Annotated in this window: 40 protein-coding genes and 3 tRNA genes; 24 read left to right on the top strand and 19 right to left on the bottom strand. The window is 42.5% G+C overall.

Going from position 1 to position 25,763, the window contains the following annotated elements; all coding sequences use genetic code 11:
* Window positions 1–57: 57 nt before the first annotated feature.
* The 5 genes from O8C68_08905 to O8C68_08885 all read right to left on the bottom strand — a co-directional run bounded on the left by O8C68_08905 (window position 58) and on the right by O8C68_08885 (window position 2,430).
* Window positions 58–771 carry a dihydromethanopterin reductase (acceptor) gene (locus O8C68_08905; GenBank protein ID MCZ7395920.1) on the bottom strand — a complete coding sequence of 238 codons (714 nt, stop codon included), beginning with the start codon at window positions 769–771 and terminating at the stop codon, window positions 58–60.
* 333 nt (window positions 772–1,104) lie between these two features.
* A complete protein-coding gene (locus O8C68_08900) occupies window positions 1,105–1,263 on the bottom strand; it encodes a hypothetical protein (GenBank protein ID MCZ7395919.1) in 159 nt (52 codons plus the stop codon).
* 230 nt (window positions 1,264–1,493) lie between these two features.
* Complete coding sequence (locus O8C68_08895) at window positions 1,494–1,619, bottom strand: hypothetical protein (protein MCZ7395918.1); 126 nt, start codon at window positions 1,617–1,619, stop codon at window positions 1,494–1,496.
* A 56-nt stretch (window positions 1,620–1,675) separates the two neighbouring features.
* Window positions 1,676–1,963 carry a type II toxin-antitoxin system HicB family antitoxin gene (locus tag O8C68_08890; GenBank protein ID MCZ7395917.1) on the bottom strand — a complete coding sequence of 96 codons (288 nt, stop codon included), beginning with the start codon at window positions 1,961–1,963 and terminating at the stop codon, window positions 1,676–1,678.
* Window positions 1,964–2,148: 185 nt separating this feature from the next.
* Window positions 2,149–2,430, bottom strand: a complete 282-nt coding sequence (locus O8C68_08885) for a hypothetical protein (protein MCZ7395916.1) — start codon at window positions 2,428–2,430, stop codon at window positions 2,149–2,151.
* A gap of 167 nt (window positions 2,431–2,597) precedes the next feature.
* On the opposite strand from O8C68_08885, the gene O8C68_08880 reads away from it, so the two are divergent.
* Both O8C68_08880 and O8C68_08875 read left to right on the top strand, forming a co-directional pair.
* Window positions 2,598–2,834 carry a hypothetical protein gene (locus O8C68_08880; protein ID MCZ7395915.1) on the top strand — a complete coding sequence of 79 codons (237 nt, stop codon included), beginning with the start codon at window positions 2,598–2,600 and terminating at the stop codon, window positions 2,832–2,834.
* Window positions 2,835–2,837: 3 nt separating this feature from the next.
* Window positions 2,838–3,200, top strand: a complete 363-nt coding sequence (locus O8C68_08875) for a hypothetical protein (protein MCZ7395914.1) — start codon at window positions 2,838–2,840, stop codon at window positions 3,198–3,200.
* A gap of 307 nt (window positions 3,201–3,507) precedes the next feature.
* On the opposite strand, the gene O8C68_08870 is transcribed toward O8C68_08875, so the two are convergent.
* A complete protein-coding gene (locus O8C68_08870; protein MCZ7395913.1) occupies window positions 3,508–3,870 on the bottom strand; it encodes a DUF5615 family PIN-like protein in 363 nt (120 codons plus the stop codon).
* Window positions 3,867–4,097, bottom strand: a complete 231-nt coding sequence (locus O8C68_08865) for a DUF433 domain-containing protein (GenBank protein ID MCZ7395912.1) — start codon at window positions 4,095–4,097, stop codon at window positions 3,867–3,869. Before O8C68_08865 ends, O8C68_08870 begins: the two co-directional genes overlap by 4 nt.
* A gap of 251 nt (window positions 4,098–4,348) precedes the next feature.
* Here O8C68_08865 and O8C68_08860 point away from each other — a divergent pair, with 251 nt between their 5' ends.
* From O8C68_08860 to O8C68_08850, 3 genes are all read left to right on the top strand, one after another.
* On the top strand, window positions 4,349–4,669 hold the full coding sequence (locus O8C68_08860; GenBank protein ID MCZ7395911.1) for a hypothetical protein: 321 nt from the start codon (window positions 4,349–4,351) through the stop codon (window positions 4,667–4,669).
* A 105-nt stretch (window positions 4,670–4,774) separates the two neighbouring features.
* Entirely contained in the window at window positions 4,775–4,993 is a 219-nt protein-coding gene (locus tag O8C68_08855; GenBank protein MCZ7395910.1) for a hypothetical protein, read from the top strand.
* Window positions 4,990–5,403, top strand: coding sequence for a PIN domain-containing protein (locus O8C68_08850; GenBank protein MCZ7395909.1), 414 nt, complete (start codon window positions 4,990–4,992; stop codon window positions 5,401–5,403). The genes O8C68_08855 and O8C68_08850 overlap by 4 nt, the downstream gene beginning before the upstream one ends.
* A gap of 828 nt (window positions 5,404–6,231) precedes the next feature.
* Here O8C68_08850 and O8C68_08845 read toward each other — a convergent pair.
* The 6 genes from O8C68_08845 to O8C68_08820 all read right to left on the bottom strand — a co-directional run bounded on the left by O8C68_08845 (window position 6,232) and on the right by O8C68_08820 (window position 8,622).
* Complete coding sequence (locus O8C68_08845; protein ID MCZ7395908.1) at window positions 6,232–6,441, bottom strand: hypothetical protein; 210 nt, start codon at window positions 6,439–6,441, stop codon at window positions 6,232–6,234.
* The gene (locus tag O8C68_08840) at window positions 6,438–6,773 is read right to left on the bottom strand and encodes a hypothetical protein (protein ID MCZ7395907.1); all 336 of its coding nucleotides are present in this window, start codon (window positions 6,771–6,773) and stop codon (window positions 6,438–6,440) included. The genes O8C68_08845 and O8C68_08840 overlap by 4 nt, the downstream gene beginning before the upstream one ends.
* A 106-nt stretch (window positions 6,774–6,879) precedes the next feature.
* Window positions 6,880–7,311, bottom strand: coding sequence for a PIN domain-containing protein (locus O8C68_08835; protein MCZ7395906.1), 432 nt, complete (start codon window positions 7,309–7,311; stop codon window positions 6,880–6,882).
* Window positions 7,312–7,315: 4 nt separating this feature from the next.
* Window positions 7,316–7,525: a hypothetical protein gene (locus O8C68_08830; protein ID MCZ7395905.1), complete on the bottom strand. Its 210-nt coding sequence runs from the start codon at window positions 7,523–7,525 to the stop codon at window positions 7,316–7,318.
* A gap of 216 nt (window positions 7,526–7,741) precedes the next feature.
* Window positions 7,742–8,038 (bottom strand): DNA adenine methylase, encoded by a 297-nt coding sequence (locus O8C68_08825; protein MCZ7395904.1) that lies wholly within the window; start codon window positions 8,036–8,038, stop codon window positions 7,742–7,744.
* A gap of 242 nt (window positions 8,039–8,280) precedes the next feature.
* Window positions 8,281–8,622 carry a DNA adenine methylase gene (locus O8C68_08820; protein ID MCZ7395903.1) on the bottom strand — a complete coding sequence of 114 codons (342 nt, stop codon included), beginning with the start codon at window positions 8,620–8,622 and terminating at the stop codon, window positions 8,281–8,283.
* A gap of 182 nt (window positions 8,623–8,804) precedes the next feature.
* Here O8C68_08820 and O8C68_08815 point away from each other — a divergent pair, with 182 nt between their 5' ends.
* The 3 genes from O8C68_08815 (at window position 8,805) to O8C68_08805 (ending at window position 11,490) form a co-directional block, all read left to right on the top strand.
* Window positions 8,805–9,347, top strand: coding sequence for a hypothetical protein (locus O8C68_08815; protein ID MCZ7395902.1), 543 nt, complete (start codon window positions 8,805–8,807; stop codon window positions 9,345–9,347).
* Window positions 9,348–9,349: 2 nt separating this feature from the next.
* Window positions 9,350–10,198, top strand: coding sequence for a site-specific DNA-methyltransferase (locus tag O8C68_08810; protein MCZ7395901.1), 849 nt, complete (start codon window positions 9,350–9,352; stop codon window positions 10,196–10,198).
* 503 nt (window positions 10,199–10,701) lie between these two features.
* Window positions 10,702–11,490 (top strand): hypothetical protein, encoded by a 789-nt coding sequence (locus O8C68_08805; GenBank protein MCZ7395900.1) that lies wholly within the window; start codon window positions 10,702–10,704, stop codon window positions 11,488–11,490.
* 14 nt (window positions 11,491–11,504) lie between these two features.
* Here the strand turns inward: O8C68_08805 and O8C68_08800 are convergent, their stop codons facing one another.
* Window positions 11,505–13,340 carry a DNA methyltransferase gene (locus O8C68_08800; GenBank protein MCZ7395899.1) on the bottom strand — a complete coding sequence of 612 codons (1,836 nt, stop codon included), beginning with the start codon at window positions 13,338–13,340 and terminating at the stop codon, window positions 11,505–11,507.
* 248 nt (window positions 13,341–13,588) lie between these two features.
* Between O8C68_08800 and O8C68_08795 the strand changes: the two genes are divergently transcribed.
* From O8C68_08795 to O8C68_08765, 7 genes are all read left to right on the top strand, one after another.
* Window positions 13,589–14,194 (top strand): DNA methyltransferase, encoded by a 606-nt coding sequence (locus O8C68_08795; protein ID MCZ7395898.1) that lies wholly within the window; start codon window positions 13,589–13,591, stop codon window positions 14,192–14,194.
* 4 nt (window positions 14,195–14,198) lie between these two features.
* Window positions 14,199–14,489, top strand: a complete 291-nt coding sequence (locus O8C68_08790) for a hypothetical protein (protein MCZ7395897.1) — start codon at window positions 14,199–14,201, stop codon at window positions 14,487–14,489.
* A 51-nt stretch (window positions 14,490–14,540) separates the two neighbouring features.
* Window positions 14,541–14,741 carry a hypothetical protein gene (locus tag O8C68_08785; protein ID MCZ7395896.1) on the top strand — a complete coding sequence of 67 codons (201 nt, stop codon included), beginning with the start codon at window positions 14,541–14,543 and terminating at the stop codon, window positions 14,739–14,741.
* Window positions 14,734–15,006: a type II toxin-antitoxin system RelE/ParE family toxin gene (locus tag O8C68_08780; GenBank protein MCZ7395895.1), complete on the top strand. Its 273-nt coding sequence runs from the start codon at window positions 14,734–14,736 to the stop codon at window positions 15,004–15,006. The genes O8C68_08785 and O8C68_08780 overlap by 8 nt, the downstream gene beginning before the upstream one ends.
* Window positions 15,007–15,018: 12 nt before the next feature.
* Window positions 15,019–15,225, top strand: a complete 207-nt coding sequence (locus tag O8C68_08775; GenBank protein ID MCZ7395894.1) for a DUF2283 domain-containing protein — start codon at window positions 15,019–15,021, stop codon at window positions 15,223–15,225.
* A 274-nt stretch (window positions 15,226–15,499) separates the two neighbouring features.
* Window positions 15,500–16,174 carry a class I SAM-dependent methyltransferase gene (locus tag O8C68_08770; GenBank protein ID MCZ7395893.1) on the top strand — a complete coding sequence of 225 codons (675 nt, stop codon included), beginning with the start codon at window positions 15,500–15,502 and terminating at the stop codon, window positions 16,172–16,174.
* Between the two features lie 225 nt (window positions 16,175–16,399).
* The gene (locus O8C68_08765; protein ID MCZ7395892.1) at window positions 16,400–17,701 is read left to right on the top strand and encodes an ATP-binding protein; all 1,302 of its coding nucleotides are present in this window, start codon (window positions 16,400–16,402) and stop codon (window positions 17,699–17,701) included.
* 235 nt (window positions 17,702–17,936) lie between these two features.
* Here the strand turns inward: O8C68_08765 and O8C68_08760 are convergent.
* Together O8C68_08760 and aroA are read right to left on the bottom strand one after the other, a co-directional pair.
* Window positions 17,937–18,044 (bottom strand) — tRNA-Met (locus O8C68_08760).
* Between the two features lie 88 nt (window positions 18,045–18,132).
* Window positions 18,133–19,404 (bottom strand): 3-phosphoshikimate 1-carboxyvinyltransferase, encoded by a 1,272-nt coding sequence (gene aroA, locus O8C68_08755; protein MCZ7395891.1) that lies wholly within the window; start codon window positions 19,402–19,404, stop codon window positions 18,133–18,135.
* A 114-nt stretch (window positions 19,405–19,518) separates the two neighbouring features.
* Here aroA and O8C68_08750 point away from each other — a divergent pair.
* Window positions 19,519–19,591 (top strand) — tRNA-Asp (locus tag O8C68_08750).
* Between the two features lie 124 nt (window positions 19,592–19,715).
* Here the strand turns inward: O8C68_08750 and O8C68_08745 are convergent.
* Together O8C68_08745 and O8C68_08740 are read right to left on the bottom strand one after the other, a co-directional pair.
* Window positions 19,716–19,789 (bottom strand) — tRNA-Arg (locus O8C68_08745).
* A gap of 32 nt (window positions 19,790–19,821) precedes the next feature.
* Window positions 19,822–20,274 (bottom strand): methylated-DNA--[protein]-cysteine S-methyltransferase, encoded by a 453-nt coding sequence (locus tag O8C68_08740; GenBank protein ID MCZ7395890.1) that lies wholly within the window; start codon window positions 20,272–20,274, stop codon window positions 19,822–19,824.
* A 112-nt stretch (window positions 20,275–20,386) separates the two neighbouring features.
* On the opposite strand from O8C68_08740, the gene thrC reads away from it, so the two are divergent.
* The 5 genes from thrC (at window position 20,387) to O8C68_08715 (ending at window position 23,451) form a co-directional block, all read left to right on the top strand.
* A complete protein-coding gene (thrC, locus tag O8C68_08735) occupies window positions 20,387–21,592 on the top strand; it encodes a threonine synthase (GenBank protein ID MCZ7395889.1) in 1,206 nt (401 codons plus the stop codon).
* Window positions 21,593–21,633: 41 nt separating this feature from the next.
* Window positions 21,634–21,969: a hypothetical protein gene (locus O8C68_08730; GenBank protein ID MCZ7395888.1), complete on the top strand. Its 336-nt coding sequence runs from the start codon at window positions 21,634–21,636 to the stop codon at window positions 21,967–21,969.
* 4 nt (window positions 21,970–21,973) lie between these two features.
* Entirely contained in the window at window positions 21,974–22,492 is a 519-nt protein-coding gene (locus O8C68_08725; GenBank protein ID MCZ7395887.1) for a nitroreductase, read from the top strand.
* 140 nt (window positions 22,493–22,632) lie between these two features.
* Window positions 22,633–22,779 (top strand): hypothetical protein, encoded by a 147-nt coding sequence (locus O8C68_08720; GenBank protein MCZ7395886.1) that lies wholly within the window; start codon window positions 22,633–22,635, stop codon window positions 22,777–22,779.
* 216 nt (window positions 22,780–22,995) lie between these two features.
* Window positions 22,996–23,451 carry a hypothetical protein gene (locus tag O8C68_08715; GenBank protein ID MCZ7395885.1) on the top strand — a complete coding sequence of 152 codons (456 nt, stop codon included), beginning with the start codon at window positions 22,996–22,998 and terminating at the stop codon, window positions 23,449–23,451.
* 5 nt (window positions 23,452–23,456) lie between these two features.
* On the opposite strand, the gene queC is transcribed toward O8C68_08715, so the two are convergent.
* Window positions 23,457–24,137, bottom strand: coding sequence for a 7-cyano-7-deazaguanine synthase QueC (queC, locus tag O8C68_08710; protein ID MCZ7395884.1), 681 nt, complete (start codon window positions 24,135–24,137; stop codon window positions 23,457–23,459).
* 57 nt (window positions 24,138–24,194) lie between these two features.
* Between queC and O8C68_08705 the strand changes: the two genes are divergently transcribed.
* The 3 genes from O8C68_08705 to pyrE are packed head-to-tail and all read left to right on the top strand — an operon-like array spanning window position 24,195 to window position 25,716.
* Window positions 24,195–24,650 (top strand): cytidine/deoxycytidylate deaminase family protein, encoded by a 456-nt coding sequence (locus tag O8C68_08705; GenBank protein MCZ7395883.1) that lies wholly within the window; start codon window positions 24,195–24,197, stop codon window positions 24,648–24,650.
* Window positions 24,651–24,655: 5 nt separating this feature from the next.
* Window positions 24,656–25,192 (top strand): CDP-2,3-bis-(O-geranylgeranyl)-sn-glycerol synthase, encoded by a 537-nt coding sequence (locus tag O8C68_08700; protein ID MCZ7395882.1) that lies wholly within the window; start codon window positions 24,656–24,658, stop codon window positions 25,190–25,192.
* A complete protein-coding gene (pyrE, locus tag O8C68_08695; GenBank protein ID MCZ7395881.1) occupies window positions 25,192–25,716 on the top strand; it encodes an orotate phosphoribosyltransferase in 525 nt (174 codons plus the stop codon). The genes O8C68_08700 and pyrE overlap by 1 nt, the downstream gene beginning before the upstream one ends.
* Window positions 25,717–25,763 lie beyond the last annotated feature (47 nt).

Raw genomic sequence — 25,763 nt, 5'->3', positions numbered from 1 at the left:
TCTTTTTGAATGTTATCCTTTAAGGATATTAAGGGTTGTGTTATTGATGTTTATCTATCACTGGTAATTATTATTCCGCCCTATAACGTTTAGAATTTTGCGGGGATGATTGAGTACCGTGATTCCTTTGAGCTTCTGCAATTTTCTGACATTCTTTGAATCCACATCGCGGACTTTGAGCTTTGCCATTCCACCCCTTATCGCCCCGTAGCTGCACAGCCTGACACATAAACCGCACCCATCGCACAAAAGCAGGTCAATCTGGTCTGTAATCGCATGTCTTTCGCATTGCAACGCAGGAGGGCAGAGTTCGCATCTCATGCAGATCTCCCTGTCTATAAAATACGGCATTTGTGATTCAATCTTCCCGGCGATATCCACGGGCACGATAAAGACCGGCACGCCTCCTTTCACCGCCTGCGCCACAGCATTCGTCACAAGGGTATCCGCTATGCCGTAAACAAGCTTGGCTGTGGTGTTGGAAGTGGCTGGGGTTACTACCAGGGCATCGTATCTTTGCAGCAGGAACCTGCCTGCTTTGGGGAAGCTTGTTCCCTGCTCGCGTTCGTAAAAGCACTCCTCAAGGTAGCCACCGCCTGAGATATTTGAAAGCTCGCCTGCCAGCCCGTACATCCTGACCACCTCTTCGGCTGCGCGCGATAAGAAAGTGGTGACTTTGTGCTCCTGGTTTTTTTGCTTTAGCTCTTTTATGACCTCAAAGCTTTCATGCAGGAAGTGTCCTGCGCCTGTGATGCCCCATGCGAGATTCATAGTGTGACCTTAGGTGAGAGCAATTGTTTTTATGATGTAATATATACTTGCCTCATTTTTCTTTAAAATCTCAGGCTTGATTTTTCATGTGTTGAATTTGCGGTTGGTGAATCGGCTGGCGAATTAGCGCTTTCATATAGCCTCTATTCCGGGGGCGATAGAGAGGCAGACGGAAAAGAGAAAAGGATGATATGTAGACAGTCTTTCTATTTTGAAAAACGGGTACGAGTAGGCGTCATTTTTGAAAGTCTAACATGGCTTCCAGAGTGCCCGCTTATTTGGAATCCAAACTTGTTGCAGAGAATCTTAACAGCACTTTTACCTGATACTTCCCTAAGCTTCGGCAACTGGAGGCGCCTCAAAAGTGGTTATGATGGGCTTTATCTTCGTCTCCAGTGGAAACTCTTCTAAATACAATTTGGTGGCTTCTTTGAGATTATCTACAGCTTCTCCTATCGTAGTCCCCTGACTGAATGTCCCACTTCGGGGCACTCTGCTACATACATATCGTCTTCTTTATGCAATACACAGTGAGTACCTTTGCTTTTGCCATATTTGTATAAGTGTTTTTTTTATTACTCAAATATTCCATCTCGAAAGGCGGATTTTCATGGAATAACTTCATGCCTATCGCAATGTAAAGCGCAGATTCATCATTTTTAAATATTAAATTCTCGGCCCCGATGTGTTACCGATACAGCTACTTTGCTGTTAAAACGGCTTCATCCTTTTTTCAGCCATTCCTCCCTTTTTATATCGGCTTGCTTTAGTATACGGGAAAGCAAATCGATACTGATTTCATTTCTGTGCGGATTGGGTATCGTTAAAACAAGGTCGCCCTTTATCATATAAGGATGCCTCCCCGCCTGAGAAAGGTCCTTCGAATACGAAGTTCCTGAGTTTTTTAACAAGCTGTTTCCATGAGAGCGGCATTAATTTCGCCAAGAGTGCCAATCACCTTTGGTTCTTTAAATTTCTTATGTCCAATAGAGGGTATAAGAAGCCCTTTTTTCAATCTCAGGATTATCCATCCTTCGATTGTCTCAGCAAGATTTCTTCTGCACTCTTCAAGGGTTTTGCCGGTTGCCCAGATTCCCTTCAGTCCCGGGACTTCCCCGTAATAAGGTTCTTCGTCTTCGATTATTTCATATTTCGCTTTTTCTAGCGCCGCATTTATGTATTCGAGTATCATGCCGTGTCTTATTTATAATCATGCTTACCATTAATATAACTTTTTACAGGAACATTGCAAACGCTCCTTATATTTATCACTGTTTAAATATTATATCTTGGCGCCGATATGTTACCGAAGCAACCACTTCGCATTAAAAACGGCACAAATTTAACAGCGAACTCGGTTCGAACTCTAATAATTCATCACAACCGCTTCCGGTATTGCTCCTCTTTTCTGACCTTGCAGTTAATCATCCTCTTGGCTCTCACCTGCTCAATCCTGTAACCATCATAAAGCTCTAAAATAAAGTCGGAATAGCTGTTGCTCAGCATGAGGAGGCATCCTTTTTTATCGAGTCGGCGATAAAATTCTGACAATCGGCGCTGGTCTTTTTCTGAAAATGAGGCGCATGTCAACCGTTGCGCCAGTTGGCGTCGCACAACCGTCACGTCAGTTGACGCCGTGCACACGTATGCCGCTGGCATACGTGGACGCGTTCTCAAGGGGCGCAACCCATGACGTATAGCTGGCGCTATACGTGGATATTTCACGAAACCTGCGAAGGAGGAGGTCGGGAGAGTGGTGTTACGCAAAGGAACTACAAAAAACACAAGAAAGGGTTTAATAATAGTTAGAATAAAATAAGAACAATATGGAGTATTTGAACAACATAGACTCAAAGGTTAATGAAATCTATATGAGGCATGCTACAGAGTTGGAGAAAGAACATACGGGGGACATTGTTGCCATTGACTTTACAAAAGAGACAGTTGTTGGAATTTTAAAACAGGAAAATATTCCTGAATGGCTTAAAAAACTCAAAAATGGTAAAAATACTGTCGCTTTTAGAAAAATAGGCTCCAAGGAAGCTGTGTACCGTTTCAGGTGACACTTGAGCCCTGAAATCTCTTATGATTATGTGGACTCTGATCCAGTTGTTCCGATAAAAATCGTAGCTTCTAACGTTTCAAAAAAATACCTTTCTTTTCTTGATACTGGTTCTGATGGCATAGCGATTCCAAGAGAACTATGGGAGAAGCTCAGATTATCGCAGCAATACCCCGTTAGAATTCAGAGTGTTACAGGACTTTCGTGGTCGTTTATTGATACTGTTAAGATTGAAATATTTGGTGACATGCATGAAGTTCCAGCTGTTATGTCGGATGACCTGGAGATTCTAATAGGCATGGAGATACTTGGGAAGTATATCGTCTGCTTCGATGGTATTAAGAAGAGAGTAGCGGTCAGGAAGTAAGAAACCGAACGATGAACGCAGATTTTTTCCAAATGCCTTCTCCTGCCTTCGCTTTGCGTCCTTTGCGCCCTTCGCGGTGTATAGCGCCACATATTTATCACTCTTTAAATATTAAACCTCGGCGCCGATATGCTACCGAAGCAATTACTATCGAATGGAAATTGGGCGCAGTCTATTTAGCGACATAAGGGAAATCTGTAAAGTAAGAACGTACGTGCCTCTCATAATGCTCTACGCTCTGGCGCTGGAGCATAAGTAAAACGGCTGGCACTATAGCTAAACTATCTACAAATGGAAAAGATTCAGCCTATGTATTTCTGTAAGTATCCCTTATTTTTATGACAGTATCTTTCAGAACAACAAATTTTTCATTAACATCGGTTGATTTTAAAAGGTTCTCAAGCAGATGAAACCTTGTATAAGGATTGGTAGTTGAAGTTCGTATCAGTATGACGCCGCTGGATGGTTTTTCCAGTCTGAAAACAAGTTCGCCAAAATCTTTATCGTCTGTTATTAAAATTCTCGCATCGTCATTTGCTTTTTGGAGAACTTTTTCATCGGATGCCGAAGGTTTCCAGTCTCCAACAAAAATAACATCGTATCCCGCATTCTTCAAAAGGAGCGAGAGTCTTTTACCTGTGCACTCATCTATTAGAAATTTGAGTTTCAAGCAGTTTCCACCATCGGGATTATTTCTTCTCCGGCTACAACCTCTGAAACATACCTGAGTGCTGCCCTGATATCCTCTTCCGTGATATTCGGATATTCTTCGAGGATTTCGCTTATGCTCATCCCGTCAGCCAACCTTCTTAGTATGGCATCCACGGGAATTCTTGTGCCTTTAATAATAGGTTTCCCAACCATTATTTTTGGGTTTACAACTATTCTTTCTTCCATCAATATAGTAGTTGGCATTAAGGTTATTATAGTTTTGTATGAAAATCCATACCGATGAGCATAGAAAGCCCTCAGCTTTGCGTTCTTTGCGTCCTTAGCGGTGTAAAGCGCCACAGATTTATCACTCTCCAGATATTAAACCCTCGGCGCCGATATGTCACCGATGCAGCCACTTCGCATACCGACCTCTTGAAGAAGTTGCTACCCTGAAAGAATATCCTGGCAATTTTTCATATCCGAAGATTGTAAATATGGCAGGTCTGATCGATGTACTCTGGTTTGGAGGCGATACTGATGCGCTTGTCCGTGAATTTGCTTTTGAGGTTGAGCATACCACGGATGTTACAAAAGGACTTGGAAGGCTTCATGACCTTTATAAGTCGGGTCTGCGGACGAGATTATTTGATGTGTTACCGAATGAGAAAAAGAGCAAGTTCGACAGGGAAATCGGGCGCAGTTTGTTTAGCGACATCCGAGAAATCTGTAAAGTAAGAACGTACGAGCCTCTCATAATGCTCTACAATCAGGCGCTGGAGCATGATTTATTAAAAACTGAATTCTTTGGCGAGTAACATTTGAAACTAGTTGACAGTAAAATTAGTTACAAAGGAAAAAGAAAAGGCTTAAAAACTTCTGAGCGAATATGATTATTAAAATAAAAGTTTGCAAGGTGAAAAATGGCAGAGGTTGTTTTAAAACTCCCCAACGATTTCAATTGGATAGCGAAGAATAAAGAAGGTTTGAAATGGGTAGAGTCTGCTATCATAAACAGGCTTACTGAGATAAAAATTGGAAACCTGCTTGCAGAAAAGAGCAAGTTAAAAGAAAAAGATATCGATGAACTCGATCATGTCATAAAGCGTGCTCTATACAAAAGAATAAAGGCTGAGGAATGAAATTAGTACTGGATTCGAACATCATTTTTTCGGCTCTGATTAAAAAGTCAACTACAAGAAACATAATTCTCAGCGATGTATTTGAACTGCATGCGCCTGAATATATTTTTAGCGAGATAACGAAGCATAAGGAACTCCTGTTGAGGAAATCCAAAATGAATGAGGAAGGACTTGATGCTCTTCTTTTGCTTTTACAGAAGCATATCCGGTTAGTGCCGAAAGAAAAATACAATGAGAAGATGGCTCTGGCTGAGGATATTTTAAAGGGTATTGATGTAACAGATTCGCCTTTTTTGGCTCTGGCATTGGATTTGAATTGCCCGATATGGAGCAATGATGGGCACTTTAAACAACAAAATAAAGTTGAGGTACATACAACAAAAGAGTTGATAAAGACGATTAGTATGTAGGTATCGGTTCGTTAGTTTTCGAGCTTCCGGCGCATCAATAAGTGCAAGAGCCTTTTTGCGTCCTTCGCGGTGTACGATGCCGATATACCCGCGGCAACAGCATCAAATCAAAAACCGCGAAAAATAAAAAACCACAGAGAGCACAGAGGACACAGAGAAAAACAACAACCCTCTGTGATCTCTGTGTGCTCTGTGGTTCATCTTTTCTTTGACTCACCCTCGGCGAGCCGGCGGCTGGTCTTTCTCTGAAAATGAGGCGCTGGAGCTTTTTGCAGTGTACGGCGCCCGACATCGAACACTGATGACACGGATTAGACGGAGCTTCACGGATGCTTAATCCGTGCGTATCCGCGTCATCCGCGCGCTCCGTGGTCTATCACAAAGTCCATAGCTGTTTTTCGGTAGCAGGCGTCGCAGATTTATAACTCTTGAAATATTAAATCCCGGCGCCGATGTGTTCCCGATGCAACCTCCCCGCATCAAATCAAAAGCCGCGCACGATAAAACCACAGAGATCACAGAGTACACAGAGAAAAACAACAACTCTCTGTGCCCTCTGTGTCCTCGGTGGTTGATAATCTTTCTTTGACTCACCCGCAGTAAGGAGGCGTTGATCATTTTATGATAAATGAGGCGCTGACGCAAGAAATGATGACTTACCTTTGCGTTCTTCGCGCCCTCTGCGGTGTATAGCGCCGCATATTTATCACTCTCCAAATATTAAACCACGCGCCGATATGTTACCGATGCGGCCACTTCGCACTGAAAACCGTGCAGCATAAACAGCGAACTCAATACGAACTCGGGATGAACTCTAATAATTCAAAACTACAGCCTCAGGTATTGCTCCTCTTTTCTGACCTTGCAGTTAATCATCCTCTTGGCTCTCACCTGCTCAATCCTGTAACCATCATAAAGCTCTAAAATAAAGTCGGAATAGCTGTTGCTCAGCATGAGGAGGCATCCTTTTTTATCGAGTCGGCGATAAACTTCTGCCAATCGGCGCTGGTCTTTTTCTGAGAATGAGGCGCTTGTCAACCGTTGCGCCAGTTGGCGTCGCACACACGTATGGCTGCGCCATACGTGGATAATATTTCATGTAGCCTGTGAAGCTGGAAGTTGGGGAAAGCAGATGATAGGGAGGGTCGAAATACCAGATACCGTCGGATGCACCGTTTGTGGTCTGCTCTGAAAATCACAAACCGCAGATGAAGGCGCCCAGAGTCGCGCCTCTGGAGGGCGCATTCACGTATGGCTCCGCCATACGTGTCAAGACGGCTTAACGCAGATAAACGCAGATGTTTTCCAAATGCCTTCTGCTGCCTTCGCTTTGCGTTCTTTTGCGCCCTTCGCGGTGTAAAGCGCCGCATATTTATTACTCATCGCGGGCTACAGTAAGGCAGACGCTCCAGCAATTCAGCGATTATCAGGGGCATCCTGCTTGAAGCCGGAGAAAGGATGGAAAGGAAGATAGTTTCAAATCAACTCTTCAGGCTGATTTATTTTAATTACAGTATTTATATCGTCAAAATGCGCATCATAAGTCACAATGCAGTCACATTTTTCCATAAGGGCTAATATCGCATGCGGTATATCCGAAGCATCATTTAGCTTTATACTACTGGAATATCGAATCCTTTGCTCCCTATTAAGAAGAGGTATAATCTCAACCCGATTTTTCAATATCTCTTCAAGCGCTTTTTTACCGATACTTCTTGAGATATCTTGTGAAAAATTTTCTATTGCAAAAATGAACAGTTCGTGAAGTGAATAAAAAGATACTACTCCTGTAATCTCCTGCGAATTTATTTTATCAAATAAAGCCTTTACAGATTTGTATCTCTCTGGCTCTAACTTCCTGCCAAAACAGTAAACTACAAGTGCCGAAGTATCCAGATACGCACGCACTTAATCACGCCTTTATTTTCTCCGGGTGCTGGACAAAATCAACTAAAGTCCTGGATAAAGCAAGCGCTATTGCAGATATGCCCTGCTCTTCTAATAGTAGCATGCTTTTTTCTTTTGCTTTCGCTGAGAGTTTTATCAAATCCTTATTCTTTAATTGTACCGCTGCAATCTCATGAAGATTTGAAATCTCCTCATCCTGTTTCATGGTTCTCATAGTTATGTAGTTGATTTATTTATTTATAAAGATAACCTCAAAAACCTGAGGTAATGTAAATATTTGAGTTTTTGATTGATGACGGTTTTTATAAATGCTATGCAAAACATGGTATTTACGACCGTGTAAATATTAAACCTCCGGCGCCGATATGTTCCCGAGGCAACCATTTCAGATTAAAAACGGCACAAAATTAACACCGAACTCGTACGAACTCTAATAATTCATCACAACCGCTTCCGGTATTGCCCCTCTTTTCTTCCCATTGCAGTTAATCATCCTCTTGGCGCTCACCTGCTCAATCCTGTAACCGCCATACAGCTCTAAAATAAAGTCGGAATAGCTGTTGCTCAGCATGAGGAGGCATCCTTTTTTATCGAGTCGGCGATAAACTTCTGCCAATCGGCGCTGGTCTTTTTCTGAGAATGAGGCGCTTGTATAGCTTGTAAAGCTGGAAGTTGGGGAAAGCGGATGATAGGGAGGGTCGAAATTCAAGAAATCAGATGGTTGCACTTTGAAGGCTCTGCTTTTTGAAAATTAAAAACCGCAGATGAACGCAGATAAACGCAGATTTTTTCCTAATGCCTTTTGATGCCTTTGATTTGCGTTCTTTGCGCCCTTCGCGGTGTAAAGCGCCGCACATTTATCACTTTTTAAAAATTTAATCCTCGGCGCCGATATGTTGCCGATGCGACCTCCCAGCATTAAAAACCGTGCAGTATAAACAGCGAACTAATACGAACTCGGTATGAACTCTAATAATTCAAAACCACAGCCTCGGGTATCGCTCCTCTCTTCTTCCCATTGCAGTTGATCATCCTTTTTGCGCTCACCTGCTCAATCCTGTAACCGCTGTACATCTCTAAAATAAATTTAGAATAGCTATTACTCAGCATGACTATGCATCCTTTTTTGTCAAGCTCACGATAAACTTCTGCCAATCGTATCTGGTCTTTTTCGGCAAAGGAATTGCTTGTATAGCTTGTGAAGCTGGAAGTTGGGGAAAGCGGATGATAGGGGGGGTCGATATACCAGATACCGCTCGGTTGCACCATTTTTGGTTTGTTCTGAAAATCGCAAACCGCAGATGAACGCAGATAAACGCAGATGCTCTCCTAATGCCTTCTGCTGCCTCAGCTTTGCGGTCTTTGCGCCCTTCGAGGTGTACAGCGCCGCTCCTGCTGTCGCCTGACCCATATTTTGCTCCACTACACTCCGCAAAACATCAGATATACGCAAACGTTATACGCAATTGGTCGCTTTAAGAGGAGATGAAAACATGAAAAAGAAAGAAACAACCACAATTGAAGAAAAAGCCATCGAAATTAAAGGTTCTGTGGCTCGGCATGAAATTGTGAAAAAAGTTGTAAACATATTTATTGACTCTGAAAGTCATCAGAGAGGACACGGTGTAAAATTTCGTTACCCTGTGGAGAATTTATCAATTGGCAAGAAACTTTTTATTTTCAGACCAGCAGGTTTAAACAAATGGAACTTTGATTTTAAAGTAGAAGTCTTGGAAGAATTTGGATTAGGGAGAGGAACGCATGATGAAATCAAATCAGACTTTAAGAATAAGAAACAAGAAAATCCACAAAAATTTAACGATTTATTAGAAGCTCTCACTACCCTCTACAATTGTTCAGAGAATGATGTTGACCGATTGCTAGAAAAATATCCTGATTTACAAATGATATTTCAAACAGGTGCGAAAGTAGACGTTCTTTTAAAAGTAGTAAAATGGATGTTCATTATGGAAGATATCGTTTATTGGAATTACAAAGGACGAGCAATGTTATACAATGCTATAAGGGAGGCATAGATATGACTAAGAATAATATTGAAACTTACCTAAATAAAGTGTTCTTAAAAGATATCATGGATATTTTGAAAGAACTCCCGGATAAGTGTGTTGATATGGTTTATGGTGACCCTGATTATAATGTAGGTATAGAGTACGGAGATAAATCATATACGAAATCTTTTGACGAATATATTGAGTGGTATATCGAATTAGCGAGGGAATCTTTAAGGGTTTTAAAAGATGATGGCAACATGTTTTTGATAAATTACCCTAAACAAAATGCCCACTTGCGAGTAAAATATCTAGATACGATATGCTATGAAGTCTCCGATTATGTTTGGGTATACAATACTAATGTTGGTCATAGTCCTAATCGGTTTACCACAGCTCATAGAAGTATTTTGCACTGTAGAAAAACGAAAGATAATAAGTTTTTCAAGGATAGTGTAGCCGTACCCTATAAGAATCCTAACGACAGGAGAATTTTAAGTAATTTAGCGAATGGTTCAAAAGGGAGGATGCCATATGATTGGTTTTATTTTGATTTAGTTAAGAACGTCAGCAAAGAAAAAACATTTCATGCTTGCCAAATTCCTCAGAAACTTTCTGAAATGTTAATTAAATCATGCACAATGCCTCCAAGCGATATTGTTTTAATTCTTTTTGGTGGGAGCGGTTCTGAGATAGAAGTCTGTAAGGCACTTAATAGACAATATATCTCGGCTGAGATTGATGAAAAGTATTACGAGATGATTCTGGACAGGTTGAGTAAAGGCAGAATAGAAGAAAGATACAGGTTAAAACTAAATGGAGATGAAATCAAAAACTTTCATACACAACCCACACAACTTACACTTAATGAAGAATAAAAAAATTAAATTAAAATATATTCTTAAAATAGATAACTACATATACTGTTTATAAGACTACTACTTCTCAATCCAATTTATTAACACAACCATTTTGATGTTAGCTACATTTATCAATTTTATCGAGCTCTTGTAGCAATTTTTTTCCCAGATCTGTGATTCTATAGAAGCGATTTTTTGTTGTGTCCGGTGTGACACATTCTGCTATTCCTTTCTCGGATAGCTCTCGCAAAGCTCGGCTTATGTGAGATAAGTGTACTTGGGATGACTTCGCTATCATTCCTGGAGTCTTTGGTCCTGTCGCAAGTTCTTTCAGACAAAGGCATCTTGTTCGTCCTTGGATGAAAGAGAGAAGTTCCCACATTGAGCACATGATATAATTTTCTGAAGGATATTTATTGTTACCATTTGGTAATCAAATTACATTATTACGACATCTTTCTGGTAATAAAGCAATTTAGATCTCCTGATGATGTCAGGCTGTGCCTATTTCACGCGATGATATGAAAGATATCCTGTCTACAAGACTTTTTAATAGAGATCGGCAGGCTCGGCAGCGACTAAAGGAAACTAGGGAGATGCGTATCAGAGAAGCCATACGATGGGAAACTGGTCAATCTTTAGAGGAACCCAGAAGATATGTTGTTAACGTATTATCCAATGATATAGAGGTTTATTTTCTTAAGCCAGGGAAAGAAGCGTTTAGAGACATACCTAACATACACGATATGACTCCAAAGGTTAGCCATTTTTATGAAAATGCAAGATTTGATGATATATGGGTGTATCTTTCGAAAATATCAGCTATAGATTTTGATTTGTTCAAGATGGTCATGGTTTTGATTTATCGAAATGCTCATCACATAGATCATAAAGAGGAATTAGGTAAAATAAGGTACAGACCCAACGAGAATGTAATGGTTTGTATTGAACAAATCCAAGAAGAGATTAATAACGCATTGCCAGATGGAGGACTGTTGGGACTTCTGAATTTTTTAGACATATTAGGTTGGAATGAAGATGTAAAATATCATACGGAGAATAATCTACCCACATTCTCAGGGAAACATGAATTCAAGACTGGTAGAATTAACACATTGCTCACCTGCATACGGGTACCTTTTCAGATGTCCATTTTTATTAAGAACATAATAGATAACACCAATAATCCGAATGAAATAAATTTTCGATTGGGTTATGAGATTATGCAACAATTTGCGAAATCTAGAGGGACATGTACACCGACTAATGAACAATTGATGGACTGGTTAACACCATATATCCATAATTAAGTCGAAAAGAAAGATTACTTCTTAAGAATAATAACCATCTCTTCTCTAATATTCCCTACACTTGTTTTTTGTAATTCTCTTTTTATGATCATGTCTTCTTTAAATCCTATTTTTTTACCAAGTTCTAAAATAACCTCACCGTTAGGTATCTCTACATATTCATTATGGATCATGAAATGATTGTTACCAATTATTATTGCACACTTTGATCCTATTCTCATCACTCTGTACATTTCCCGTAAAGTGAACAACATATCTATAAAAAATTTATATACTCTTAACCCGGCATCTTGCCTTCCATTATCTAACAACATAGAAACATACTTATGAGCAAGAACAGACATGCTTAATGGGTCTTTTTCTTTATCTTCCACGAGTTTTAATAATTCTTTTTTATCATAGTTGATTCTTGGATTTCCCATCATGTTTTTTCCTAATTGTTCCATTGATTCGACAAGTTTCAACAAAACTAACTGTGGATAATCATTCTTAATATAATCTAAAGCGGTGGAATATGGTGGCGAATTCACAATCCCATCAGCAGAATTATCTTTAATAACTTTCATGTCCCTTGTATCTGCCACATAGGCATGAGCTTTACCAACTTTAATTTTAAGCACTTCATTTAATTTGTGAAATAAATAAATCCTCAAATACAAGTCATTCATTCTCTCTCTTAAAACTTCCACAAATTCATTTTGTGTTCTTCTTGCTATATCACTTATTGACCCACTTAAGGATAAAAGCAAAAATTCTCTAATTTTATCATCTTCACAGAATTTTAATAATTCTCTAGCAATTATTATTTTTTGAACAACAAGTTCTTTATTCCTAAACCCATCCATTCTTTCAATTTCTTTTATAGCAATTTGTGCTTCTTCCTTAATTTTCTCTGACGTTAACCTATTTTCAATAAGAAGCTTTTGTCTATTGTTCACCCTGATAAAGTGATTTATTTCAGTATCTACCATCTTCAAATAGTCATCTGCTGCTCTCCTTAATTTTTCTAACGGTATAGTTATAGAATGGCATTTTACGTTACTCATTAATACAGAGAGTGGGTTAATTTCTACTCCAAGACTATCGAGACCTAAATAACCTGCCTCAACCAATAATGTGCCACTTCCTGCAAAATTATCTAAAACAATACCCTCATTTTTAGGACAAATATAATTCAATAAAACCCTAACCATCTTAGGATGAAATTTTCCTTTGTAAGGGTGCATATAGTGATTTAAGTACAAAGAAGTCTCCTCTCGGATCGCAAAATAATCTTCTAATCTTTTCCCTATAGCCAGTGTTGAAGACGCAGGAATTCTATAAATATTTTTTATTAAATGAGAAAATAAAATCTCTACATTTCTATCAATTTCACTTTCATTCCTGCTTAACTTTGAAATATACTCTGATTTCTCTAAAAAATATTGATTCGTAATAAATCTAAAGAGTTTTTTTCCATCTTTTTCAAAAAATTGAACATTTTTGTTTATAGTTCCTTCAGGGAAAATTAGTTCTAATATTTTTTCTGGTTCTTCTTTACTTTCTATTATTAAAAAGAATTCTCGTGTATAAGCTAGCCGTTTAACTAAATGTGTAACATCTGTACCTTTTGATTTTTTTCCATAATATCCCTGTATTTTTCCATAAGGTAATTCAGCAGTTATAATGTCTTGGATTCTTACCGGTTCGGAAGTGAAAGTCTTTAGCGGCTCCTCTAAAAGTTTATCCGAAAAATTATTAATCTCTGTTACTTCCCCAAACAATCCAATAATCTCTAATTTAGCAAAATCCTTAGATTCATGTTCACTTTTTATATTATTGAATATTTTAAAATAAAAGTGTATCATCATTTCTTCTCCCTTTTAGTTCAACTAATCTTCTACTGATACTCCTTTTTGCATAACACCCGTAATCTCTAAGTTCAACTATTGTGTTTCCTTATGAATTCATCGACTTCAGTTACTATGTTTGTAATAAGTTTTTCTTATTCGGATGTAAATAATTCTGCGAATCATAGTCTATTACAACATAGTTACAACTTGATTACAATTTAATTACATCTATATTTATATATTACTCATAAGATCAATCTCGATCCTTGCGCGAAATCACAAGGACCGACTACAAACAATTCCTCCAATCCCATTCGGAAGTCGAAATCGGAGAAACAACAATAAAACTCCAGCAGAAGTGGAAGCTCTCAAAATTCGCCCCCTCCACCTTCACCCCAGAAACCACCACGGTCTGGAGCTTCCCCGACCGCGGCGACTGGGCAACGCACGTAGGGAATTACAGGGGCAATTGGTCGCCATACATCCCGCGCAACCTCATTCTTCGCTACACGGCGCCGGGAGAACTTGTGCTCGACCAGATGGCGGGGTCTGGCACCACGCTTGTGGAATGCAAGCTCCTGGGACGGCGCGCCGTGGGCGTGGACATCAATCCCGATGCTGTCATGGTGGCGCGCAACAGGCTGGATTTCGCCTATACACCGCTGGATGCCGAGTATAAAGTACCGGAAATCAGGACATACGCGGGAGATGCGCGCTCACTTGACCTGATAGAGAATGAATCCATTGACCTCATCGCTACCCATCCGCCCTACGCCAGCATCATCCCTTATTCCCACGACCGCCAGGGCGACCTCTCAAGCGTGCACAGCATCGCCGAGTTCGAGCAGGAGATGCGGCGGTGTGGCCAGTGAGTGCATGCGCGTCCTCAGGCCCGGAAAGCACTGCGCCGTCCTCATTGGCGATACACGGCGCAGCAAGCATTTCGTGCCCATCACGCCGCGGGTGCTGATGAGCTTCCTCGAAGCCGGGTTCATCCTGCGCGAGGATATCATCAAGCTGCAGTGGAAGATGAAGAGCACAAGGGAAAAGTGGTTCGGGAAAAAGTATGACTTCTATCTCATCGGGCATGAGCACCTGTATGTGTTCAGGAAGCCGGATGCGGGGGAGAAGACGGCGAGGTTCAGGGAGAGTATGAGGTGGTGGTAACTAAGTCAGGTTTAAATATTCCAAACGCATGATATTCAGAGGTTAAAGAAAATGGCAGCAACAAATGAAAGCATTTACAGAGAACTCAAGCTTTTAAGAACCGAAATAAGAGATTTGAAGAGCCTGCTGGTTCCCGAAGTTGAGCCGGAAGAAGATGAGCTTGAAGCTATCAGGGAAGGCGAAAAAGAATACAAAGCGGGTAAATATGTAGATTGGAAAGCATTAAAAGCGAGAAAAAGCTCCAATGTATAGAATAGTTTTAACAAAAAGAGCCGAGAAAAGCCTTACTGCACTTCCTGAGGATGTTCAAAGCAGATGTGGAGGTGTCTTTGGCGAACTTCAATATTCTTTTGCACCCATCAGAATGGACGTTATAAAACTCAAAGGTCATACGGGTACTTACAGAATACGCCTTGGAGATTGGCGAATCATCTATAATGTTGATAAAAAGAACAAACTAATTATTATATACGATATTCTGCCGAGAAAGACCGCTTATAGAGGCTTAAAGCTATGATCGAATAGACACATGGTTTCAGTAGAATTTGATTCAGAAGTTAATGCGATGTATATCCATTTAAAAAAAGGAAAAGTAGATAGATCTGAGCCTTTAGCAGACAATGTTATTGTCGATGTTGATAAAAAGGGAGAAGCAATAGGCATTGAGATCTTACTTCCAAAACATGATATAAGGGTATCGGAGTTCGTTTCTAAAGCTTTAAAGGTAGAGGCATAATAACCTTGTTAAGGTAGAATACCGTTCGCTTCGCCCCCTCCACCTTCACCCCGGAAACCACCACGGTCTTTGATGAACCCAAAGATATTCAAAAATTTTAGAGGGGTTCATCAAACTGGAGCTTCCCCGACCGCGGCGACTGGGCTACGCACATCGGAAACTACAGGGGCAACTGGTCGCCCTACATCCCGCGCAACCTCATTCTCCGTTATACGGCGCCGGGAGAACTTGTGCTTGACCAGCCCGATTACCCTTCGGGAGCGGGAATCCACGTATGCCTGCGGGGCATACGTGTCTGCGCCCTCCCGAGGCGCGACTCGGGATGGTGGGCTCAGGCACAACGCTTGTGGAATGCAAGCTTCTGGGCAGGCGCGCCGCGGGTGTGGACATCAATCCCGACGCTGTCATGGTGGCGCGCAACAGGCTGGATTTCGCTTATGCGCCTCTGGATGCTGATTATCGAGCGCCGGAGATTAAGACGTATGTCGGGGATGCGCGGTCGCTTGACCTGATTGAGAGCGAATCCATTGACCTTATCGCTACCCATCCTCCCTATGCCAGCATCATCCCGTACTCGCACAACCGCGAGGGCGACCTGTCGAGCGTGCACAACATCGCCGAGTTCGAGCAGGAGATGCGGCGTGTGGCTAGTGAGTGCATGCGCGTGCTCAAGCCCGGAAAGCACTGCACCGTCCTGATAGGTGATACAAGGCGCAGCAAGCATTTCGTGCCCATCACGCCGCGGGTGCTGATGAGCTTCCTTGAGGCAGGGTTCATTCTGAGGGAGGATATCATCAAGCTGCAGTGGAAGATGAAGAGCACAAGGGAGAAGTGGTTCGGGAAGAAGTACGATTTTTACCTGATAGGGCATGAGCACCTGTACGTGTTCAGGAAGCCGGAGTCGGGGGAGAAGACGGCGAGGTTCAGGGAGAGCATGAAGTGGTGGTAGGCGTTATATCAGGCTCTTACTTTTAATCCTGTCAATCCTGTTATCCTGTCAGGAGTAGACAGAGTTCGTACGAGTTAGTATTAGTTCGTTGTTGATTCTATTCTTGGACGGCACCGCCCTTCGGGCGGGTTGCTGCATGGGTACTATTGAAATGGCAACATGAGAATCATATTACCCATAAAATTAAATAATATGGGAATCAAGATACCCATATAAGTGAAAAATATGGTAAACCTCCTGAAATACAACCTCCACTGGAGAGAAGGTTTCAACTATGGATATGAGAAGAAAAGGGAGCTTTTCGATGAGCTTGCCAGGCATCTGGACTCAAGGCAGGTTCTTGGGATAATCGGTCTGCGCCGTACGGGTAAGACGGTGCTCTTAAAGCAGTTCATAGACCATCTCATAAAACAGGGTACAAAAAGGGACAGGATACTCTACTTTTCCTTTGACGAGGAAGCGGTATCCCTTGACGATGTCGTAGGCGATTTTCAGTCAAGGATAGGCATGGACATCCAGAGCGCAGGCAGGCTTTATCTGTTTCTCGATGAAATCCAGAAGCTTGAAGGCTGGCAGAACCAGATAAAATACTACTATGATACCTACCCCAATCTCAAGTTTTTTGTTTCAGGTTCGTCCTCGCTTTTCTTAAGAAAGAAGGCAGAAGAATCCCTTGCTGGCAGGATATTCCTTTTTCATCTTCCTGTATTGAGTTTTATTGAATTCCTCCACTTTAAAGGTGAGGATGAACTGATTAACAGACCAGAAATGTTCAAAGAGGCACTAATAAAAGAGACGCTCCTTTATGCTAAAAGGCAGTTCCCGGAGCTTGTTACAGCTGACGAACCTTTTGTTAATATGTACGTTGAATCAATAATCAACAAGCTCATCTATGAAGACCTGCCGCGGATATTCCCCATAGAATATGAAGACGCGCTCAAGCAGATACTCAAAGTCGTAGCCTCAAACCCGGGAATTATGACCGATTATTCTGCGTTGGCGACGGACTTGGGCATCAGCAGAAAGACGCTCTCCAAATATATCTTCTATCTGGAGAGAGGTTTCATTCTACAGAAATGCTACAACTTCTCAAGGAACCGGTTAACAAGCGAAAAGAAGATGAAAAGGCTTTATCTTTCCAGCACCACGCTGTTATTCCATCTATGTGAAGCTCCTGAGCCGGGCAGGGTCGTTGAAAATCTTGTAGTAAACTCTTCAAAAGCGCAGTTTTTCTGGAGAAAGGGGACTGCTGAGGTGGATTGTGTCCTGACCGAAGATGGAGCAATTATTCCGCTTGAGTCCAAATATAAGAACAACATACAGAGAAAGGATCTGAAGGGTCTATTAAAGTTCCTTAAAGAGTTCTCTCTTGACCGGGGTTATGTTGTCACAAAAGACGACGAAGAGGAAGTGAGAGTGAATGGAAATCAGATTATGTTTATACCCTTATGGAAATGGCTATTGCAATGGGAAGAACTTAAATCCAAAAAAAGTAAAAAATCAGGTTCGCCGATAGAAGGAGAATAATAAACCTCCCCTCCAAGTGGACGATCTCAAAATTCGCGCCTCAATAAAGTGGTAATATGTGTTTTACTTATCCTCGGTACATTGAAACCCACCAGGCAGTCCTCGCGAAGTCGAGCAAGCAGTTCTTTATTCTCTCACAGGTTGCTGTTCTCTTAATATGCTCTTTGACCGAAGAGCAATCTCTCTCACCAATCTTTGTCTGTTTTCAGGACGGGAATTGGACGGAACCGTTAGATGCCCAGGACGGGATCCGAACCCGTGACCTCCAGATTTCTCAGGAAGCTTAAGCGCCTTGTGTATTACCCTATGAGTCTGGCGCCCTAACCAACTAGGCCACCTGGGCACAACCCTTCCATACATGCAAAGCGGTATTAAAATATATCGTATTTCTGATGATGGAATCGGTTTGCGTTAGTCTGTTGTTTGTTCTATCAGTTCAAATTATCAACAACAGCACCGATCTTTTTCAAATCATCAAAGAAACCAGGATACGAGATGCTGACCGACTCTATCGTATCGATTGTCGTATCGCCGGCTACCATCCCTGCCACAGCCAGAGCCATAACAATCCTGTGGTCATCCCAGCCGTGTACCTCTGCCCCGCGTATCGTCCCGCCTTTGATAACCAGCCTGTCCTTTTCTTCCACGATGTCCACGCCCATTTTTTTAAGTTCAACTGTCATCGCATGAAGCCGGTCGGTTTCCTTGTATCTTACATGCTCCGCATTCTCGATGACCATAGTCCCTTCTGCTGCCGCTCCGAGCACCGCCAGAGTTGGAACAAGGTCAGGGGTCTTGCCCACATCCACAATTATGCCTTTTAGACTGCCTTTGCTTACCTTAATCTCCCCTTTTTTCTTGTCCCATGAGATTTGCGCCCCCATTTTTTCAAGCATCTCGATCAAAACCGAATCGCCCTGCTCCGAAGGGAAAAGGTTCTTGATAGTAATTTCTCCACACAATGCTGCTGCAGCCATCATATATGAAGCGGAAGAAAAATCCCCAGGAACGCTGTACGACTTCATGTTATACTCCTGGTTCGGCGGGATGGCAAAAGAATTAGGGGCATCGCATGTTATTTTCACGCCTGCATCTTTTAGCATGGCGATGGTGATATCCACGTAGGGTCGTGATTTCAACTCTCCTTTAATTAATACGGTGGTCGTGTTCTGTGCAAAGGGACAGGCGATAAGCAGCGCTGATACGAACTGGGAGCTTATCGAGCCGTCTATATGCACGCGCCCTCCCCGCATTTTTCCCCTTACCACGAGCGGTGCCATTCCGTTATTGCGCGTAGAGAATGCCTCAGCCCCGAGGTCATTCAGTGCATTGAGCAAAGGGGTATTCGGTCTTGTCCTGATACTGGCATCGCCTGTAAGGACGGTGCCGCCGTTTGCAAGCGAAGCCACTGCTGTCATTATGCGAAGTGTTGTGCCTGAATTTGCAACATCGATAACATTATCTGGGGTTTTTAATTCCCCATCGAATCCTTTGATTATGAGTGAGTCTTTCTTTGATTCTACCTCAGCACCAAAAGCTTCCACGGCTCTTATTGTAGCTTTCGTGTCCTCCGATATGAGCGGGTTGTAAACTGTGGCTTTCTTCGAGAGGGCAGCAATTGCAATAGCCCTGTGTGTGTAGCTTTTTGAGGGAGGGGCGCTGATGGTTCCTTTAATGTCGGATTTGCGGATAACCAGCTTCATCGAACATGCTAATTGAAGACGCAACTATTTATAAGTGATACTGGATTGTGATTAAAAAGAATCCGTTAACAAAAGACTTAAATGCAACAAAACCGTTTATGCGAATCCCTCAAAGTCCGGATAGTGTAGCGGCCTATCATGGAGGCCTGTCGAGTCTCCGACCCGGGTTCAAATCCCGGTCCGGACGTCCTTTTTTTTGTTCAACTCCCTGCACAATGTGTTAAGAAAAAATCCCATAATTTGGTGAGGATTGATGAAATTATGGAGTCAATCCGACAATCTCCAAGTAAGGCGTTTAACAAAAATTTGAGCGCCCCGACTGGGATTTGAACCCAGGTCTTAAGATCCGCAATCTCAAAGGATATCCGGACTACCCCATCGGGGCACGAGCAAACATTCATTTTTACCTATTAAAGGTTATTGGATTTTTTCAAGCTCAAGCAATCTGGTTTTTATATCCACACCTGCTGAGTACCCGCCGATACCGTTCTTTGCAACCACCCTGTGACAGGGGATAACAATCGGAAGAGGATTGATTGCAAGCGCCCTTCCTGCTGCTCGCGCTCCTTTGCTGCCTATGTTTCGTGCAAGTTCCGAGTATGTAATTGTTTCACCGTATCCGATTTTTGTTGTTTCCTCAAGCACTTTTTGCGCAAAAGGAGAAAGGTGCGATATGTCTAACTCGCACGAAAAATCAATTTCTTCACCATTAAAATAGCGTTCCAGTTCAAAACTGATGTCGAGTGTTTTTCTCTCTTTTAAATTTTCTTTACTTTTTAAAAATCTGATCGAGCGTAATTTCTTCTTATAATCTATTTCAACATAACATTCAATCGGTTTTGCAAAAATAATATCAATAAATTCGGTCATTTTTTATTTCAAGTTTTGATTGTCTCTTCGTATAGATGAAAGTATAACACGATAGTATTACAATCGAAATACCAGAGCAATCTATAAGCTTTAAAATTCTATTGAGTATCTTATGTACCACCTTGAGTGCATTGAATGTCACAGGAAGTATCCAGAAACCGAGGTTATCTACACCTGTCCATGCGGTGGTCTCCTTGATGTTGTCTATGATTACTCGGATATCAAGATTACAAAAAAGGACTTGAAAGGACCGCTGTCGGTCTGGAAATACCGCGCACTCCTGCCTGTGGGCAGGGAGCCTGTGTCCCTGAAGGAAGGCGGGACACCGCTCTATCGCGTCGGAAGGCTCTCAAAAGATGTTGGAATGAAAGAGGTTTATGTCAAGCACGAAGGCATGAACCCAACAGGTTCATTCAAGGACAGAGGGATGACAGTCGGAGTTACAAAAGCCCTTGAACTTAACATGAAAACTGTCGCCTGCGCCTCCACCGGGAACACATCAGCTTCGCTGGCAGTGTACGGGGCAAGGGCAGGGGTTCCTGCTGTTGTTCTCCTGCCTTCGGGAAAGGTAGCACTGGGGAAATTGGCGCAGGCTCTCATGCACGGAGCAAAGGTTTTGAGCATCCGTGGAAATTTTGATGATGCGTTAAAACTGGTGCGTGACCTCTGCGACAGGGAAGGGTTCTATCTCTTAAATTCGGTAAACCCTTATCGCCTTGAAGGACAAAAGACCATCGCTTTTGAGATTGCAGACCAGCTGGGATGGCAGGCTCCGGATCGAATTATCCTGCCTGTTGGAAATGCGGGGAACATCACGGCTATTTACAAGGGTTTCAAGGAGCTAAAGCATCTTGGACTCACAGATAGCGTCCCGAAAATGACAGGCATACAGGCAGAAGGAGCATGTCCCATAGTTGCGGCCATCAAGAATAATAAATCTACAATAACACCTGAAGCCAAGCCAGAAACCGTAGCTACCGCGATCCGCATCGGCAACCCTGTAAATGCAGTAAAGGCATTGACTGCAATAAGGGAATCCGGAGGAACTGCTGAGACTGTATCAGATGAAGAGATAATCAGAGCACAGCATGAACTTGCAAGTCTTGAAGGGATAGGGGTTGAACCAGCCAGTGCGTCTTCGATTGCAGGATTACGGAAGCTCGTGGGTTTAGGGGTAATAGATATTGATGAAAATGTTGTGTGCGTCACTACGGGACATTTGCTTAAGGATTCCGAGCATGTGCTTGCGGTATGTCCCAAGCCCATAGAAATTGATGCCACGATAGAAGCTGTGAGAAAAGCTGTTTTCTCAAATTAAATGCCGAAGGAATTTAGTACAGGGAAACCAATCTTGGAGCGATGAAAGATACAATCATCGCATTATCGCAGAAAAACAGGAACAATAAGTTCTTAAAAAATAAAATTGAACTTCGATGCAAATGCGGTTATTCTGAAAAGCTCACGTATTATGATTTTTTAGCACGCGGTGAGTTCAACATTGGTCAGCCCACTCCTATTCTCAGTCCTTTTATATCCGAAGCCATTTACGATGAAACCATCAACGCAACCCCGCTTGAGTTATCAAAGAAATGTCCTGCCTGCGGGGAAGAAATGGCCGCCGTTTTTCCTTTATCCATGGAAAATCTTATCCCGATTTTACAGTCCAAGCCGCCTGACCCTCAGATGTACGGGTGATATTATGGAAACGATAGAGGCGATAAAATCACGACGAAGCGTCCGGGGATTTACGTATGAAAGCGTGAGTGATGAGGTGATAGTGCAAATCCTCGATGCGGGAAGGTGGGCGCCCTCAGGTTTAAATAACCAGGCATGGCGGTTTATAGTGGTGCGAAATAAGGAAACGAAAGTGAACCTTTCTAAACTTACAAACTACGGTCCGACTATAAATAATGCCCCTGTGCTGATAGTGGTTTTTCTTGACAAAGAACATATGTATCATTATACAAAAGATGTGCAATCCATAGGCGCGTGCATTCAGAACATGCTGCTTGTCATTCACTCCATGGGACTTGGCGGGGTGTGGCTTGGCGAGATACTGAAGAATAAAGAGATGGTGAATAAAGTCCTTGAAGCGCCGGATTCTTATGAATTGATGGCAGTAGTTGCTCTCGGGCATCCTGTTAAAAAAGAAAGGGCTTCTGAAAGGAAAAACCTTAATGAGCTTGTTTTCCGTGAAAGGTTCGGGGCAACTTGGTAGGCGGTCTGTGTTGATCACATAATCTATGGTTATGATGATAATTATAATTGTATATATGCGGGTTAATATTATATACAATGGGGGTTATAGGTTTTTTAACGATTAATTAAGATATATTTGTTGTTACATGGGAGGATAAAATGATAGTCTCACCGTATTGCGAGAAACATGATATGGCGATAAGGCTTCTGACGCTTTCGCATTGTGGAAAGCGACACGATGATGACTGTGAAAGCGGGCTGTGCGAACACTTCGGGATGCGGTTTTATTCAAAGGATGGATTCTAGAACGGGGAAGCTATGAGCATACTTGATATTACGGAAGAAAAAATATTTCAGACATTAGGCAGGGGTAAGGACCCTAATTACAAACCCATACTAAGAGCCAACCTGATAAGAAGGGTTGAACCTTTCGATTTTGCCCGCCTGTTACAATAACATATCATCCTCTTTTTAACAGACTATGACCATAACCTTTATATCCGATAACGGTTATGTATGATTTTGACAAAACTAAAAATAGGAGTAATTATGACAATGAGCCTGAATTTCTTTAAACAATATCACAGCACCGTGATAAAAGCGCTGGGCGAGGATGCCAAGAAAGTAAATGCCAAAGTGGGTTCGATAATGGCTGATAACTGGGCGGATAACGCAGGGAATTTCAATAATAATACGGAGTTTGCACAGAGCTTTGAGAATTATCTCAAGAACCAGCTTGAGTTTGCAAAGCAAGTGGAAATTAACTGCGACGAAAAGAACTATACGCTCGACATCAAAGGATGTGCCATCTGCCACGGCAACGAGATACTGAGAAAGCAAGGCATTCCGACGGCTTGCCCTATTGTGCAGGCTGCCAAATATGCAGCCGTCAGGAAAATCGGGAGAAACGTCATCACGAAGGGAGTGGAAAAGCCCGGCATTGTTGGCGAATGCACCATCAGGTTTGAACTTGAGTAAAGGTCTCAAATCCCGAGGCGTTCCAGCAAGGGATCCGTCGCTCCCGAAGAATTAAAAGCACGCTTTCGCCGAAGACATGACTCGCACACTCCACAGGGTCTTTCCCAGCCCTCATAACACGACCACGACCATTCAAGCGGAGCATCTATCTCAAGCCCCCGCTTTACGATTTCGACTTTACTCATGGAAATCAGCGGGGTATAGACTGAAGGATGCGTAAGTGTGCCGAATTTTAGCATCCCATTGAAGCTCTCTACGAATTCAGGCGTGTTATCAGGAAACGTTGCGGCTTCCTCGGCATCGAACCCGGTTACAATAAGGTCATATTTATAGTTCTCAGCAAGTGCAGCTCCTATTGAAAGAAAAACCACATTGCGTGCAGGCACCCATACCTTTTCTGCGGTTTCCCGCGTGATCTCCCTGTCATCAAGTTCGCTTTCCAGTATTTTCGGAAGCGCTCCTCCGCCTGTGAGCGCGCCGCGAAAGGTGCTGTACCATGGAAGGGATATTATGATGTGACAAACATTGAAAAGCTCACATATTTTTTTTGCAAATGTTATTTCTTTTTCGGATGCTAGCTGTCCGTAATCGAAGGTCACACACAGCACTTCATCGCACCTGTTATATGCTTCCTTGAACGCAACCGTGGAGTCAAGACCTGATGAAAGTAAAACGACGGATTTCATATATCGAACTTATTTTTAAGCAGTAAATATTTATCGTTTGATGCGTATTCATCGCTGATGCGGCCCACAATAGACGAATACTTCATGGAGATAGCGAGCATCGTGGCGAAACGCTCCACCTGCCTCCGGAACCAGGTGGGTGCGGTGATAGTGAGGGATAAAAGGATACTATCCACCGGATATAACGGCGCGCCCCGAAATCTTGCGCACTGCCTCGATATAGGGTGCATAAGGCAGCAGAATAACATCGCGTCAGGAACCCGGCACGAATTATGCCGCGCTGTGCATGCAGAACAGAACGCCATCATACAGGCGGCACTGCACGGCGTAAGCATCGAGAACGCCACTGTTTACTGCACCCACCAGCCATGCATATTATGTGCAAAGATGTTAATCAATGCCAGGATTGAGAAAGTAGTTTTCGGGGTAGTCTATCCTGATACAGAAGCACTGGATTTTTTTGATAAAGCCGGGGTTAAGATTGAACAACTGAATATAAGTTTGAACCCCTGAATTATATGCTCCCGATAATTGCAATTATTATAAAAGCGGTGTGGCTGATGCTGCCCGCGTATATCGCGAACCCCACGGCTGTAATCTTTGGAGGCGGGACTCCCATTGACCTTGGGAAGAAATGGCGGGACGGGCGAAGAATTCTGGGTGAGGGCAAGACCTTCCGCGGGCTGGTAGGAGGTGGAGCATGCGGGATTATCATTGGTCTTATTCAAAGACAGGTCTCGCCAGCAGGTGAAATCTTTGTAATCCCGTCAATAACTGCTGTGATAGCTCTTTCATTTGGTGCTCTGCTCGGGGATATAGTAAAAAGTTTTTTTAAACGAAGGCTTGGATTCGAGCGCGGGGAAAAACTGCTGCTGATCGACCAGCTGGATTTTGTGGCAGGTGCATGGATTCTTGCCTATATTGTTGATCCGCAATGGTTTACTGAAAACTTTACGTACTGGATAATTATTATAGTTCTCATCCTGACACCGATACTTCACAGATTAACCAATATTATCGGTTTTCATATTAAATTAAAAAAGGAGCCCTGGTAATGAAATCACTTGCGGATGCCCTTAAGGGATGTGGAGCTATTAAGTTTGGCGAATTCACCCTCGCCTCGGGAAAGAAAAGCAGGTATTACGTTGATATCAAGAAAGCAAGCACGAATCCACAGATATTAAAATTAATAGCGCAGCGCATAGCAGAGACATTAAAGTCCCGTTCCATCCATGCGGATTATATCGGCTGCGTAGCGCTCGGCGGGGTGCCTATTGCTGCTGCCGTCTCGCTTGAAACGGTTTTGCCTCTGATAATATTGAGGAAAGAAGTAAAAGATTATGGCATCAAGGAGCAAATCATAGGCGATTTTATTCGCGGAAAGCTTGTCCTGATGGTTGAGGATGTTGCCACGACAGGCGGTTCTGTCCTGAAAGCCATAAAAACATTAAGGGACGAGGGGCTGGTTATCCGTTATGTCATAGTGGTGGTTGACCGCGAGGAAGGAGCAAGCAAGAGCCTTGCTGATGCTAATGTTGAACTCATTCCGCTTGTGAGGATAAGTGAATTGCTGAAATAGTTGTCTTACTAAAAATAGGCAGGGTGGTTAACCACCGACCTGCCCTT

This window comes from Candidatus Methanoperedens sp. (genome assembly GCA_027460525.1).
GTDB lineage: Archaea > Halobacteriota > Methanosarcinia > Methanosarcinales > Methanoperedenaceae > Methanoperedens.
Note: the sequence above shows the minus strand (reverse complement) of the source record. Positions and strands in the feature narration are given on the sequence as shown.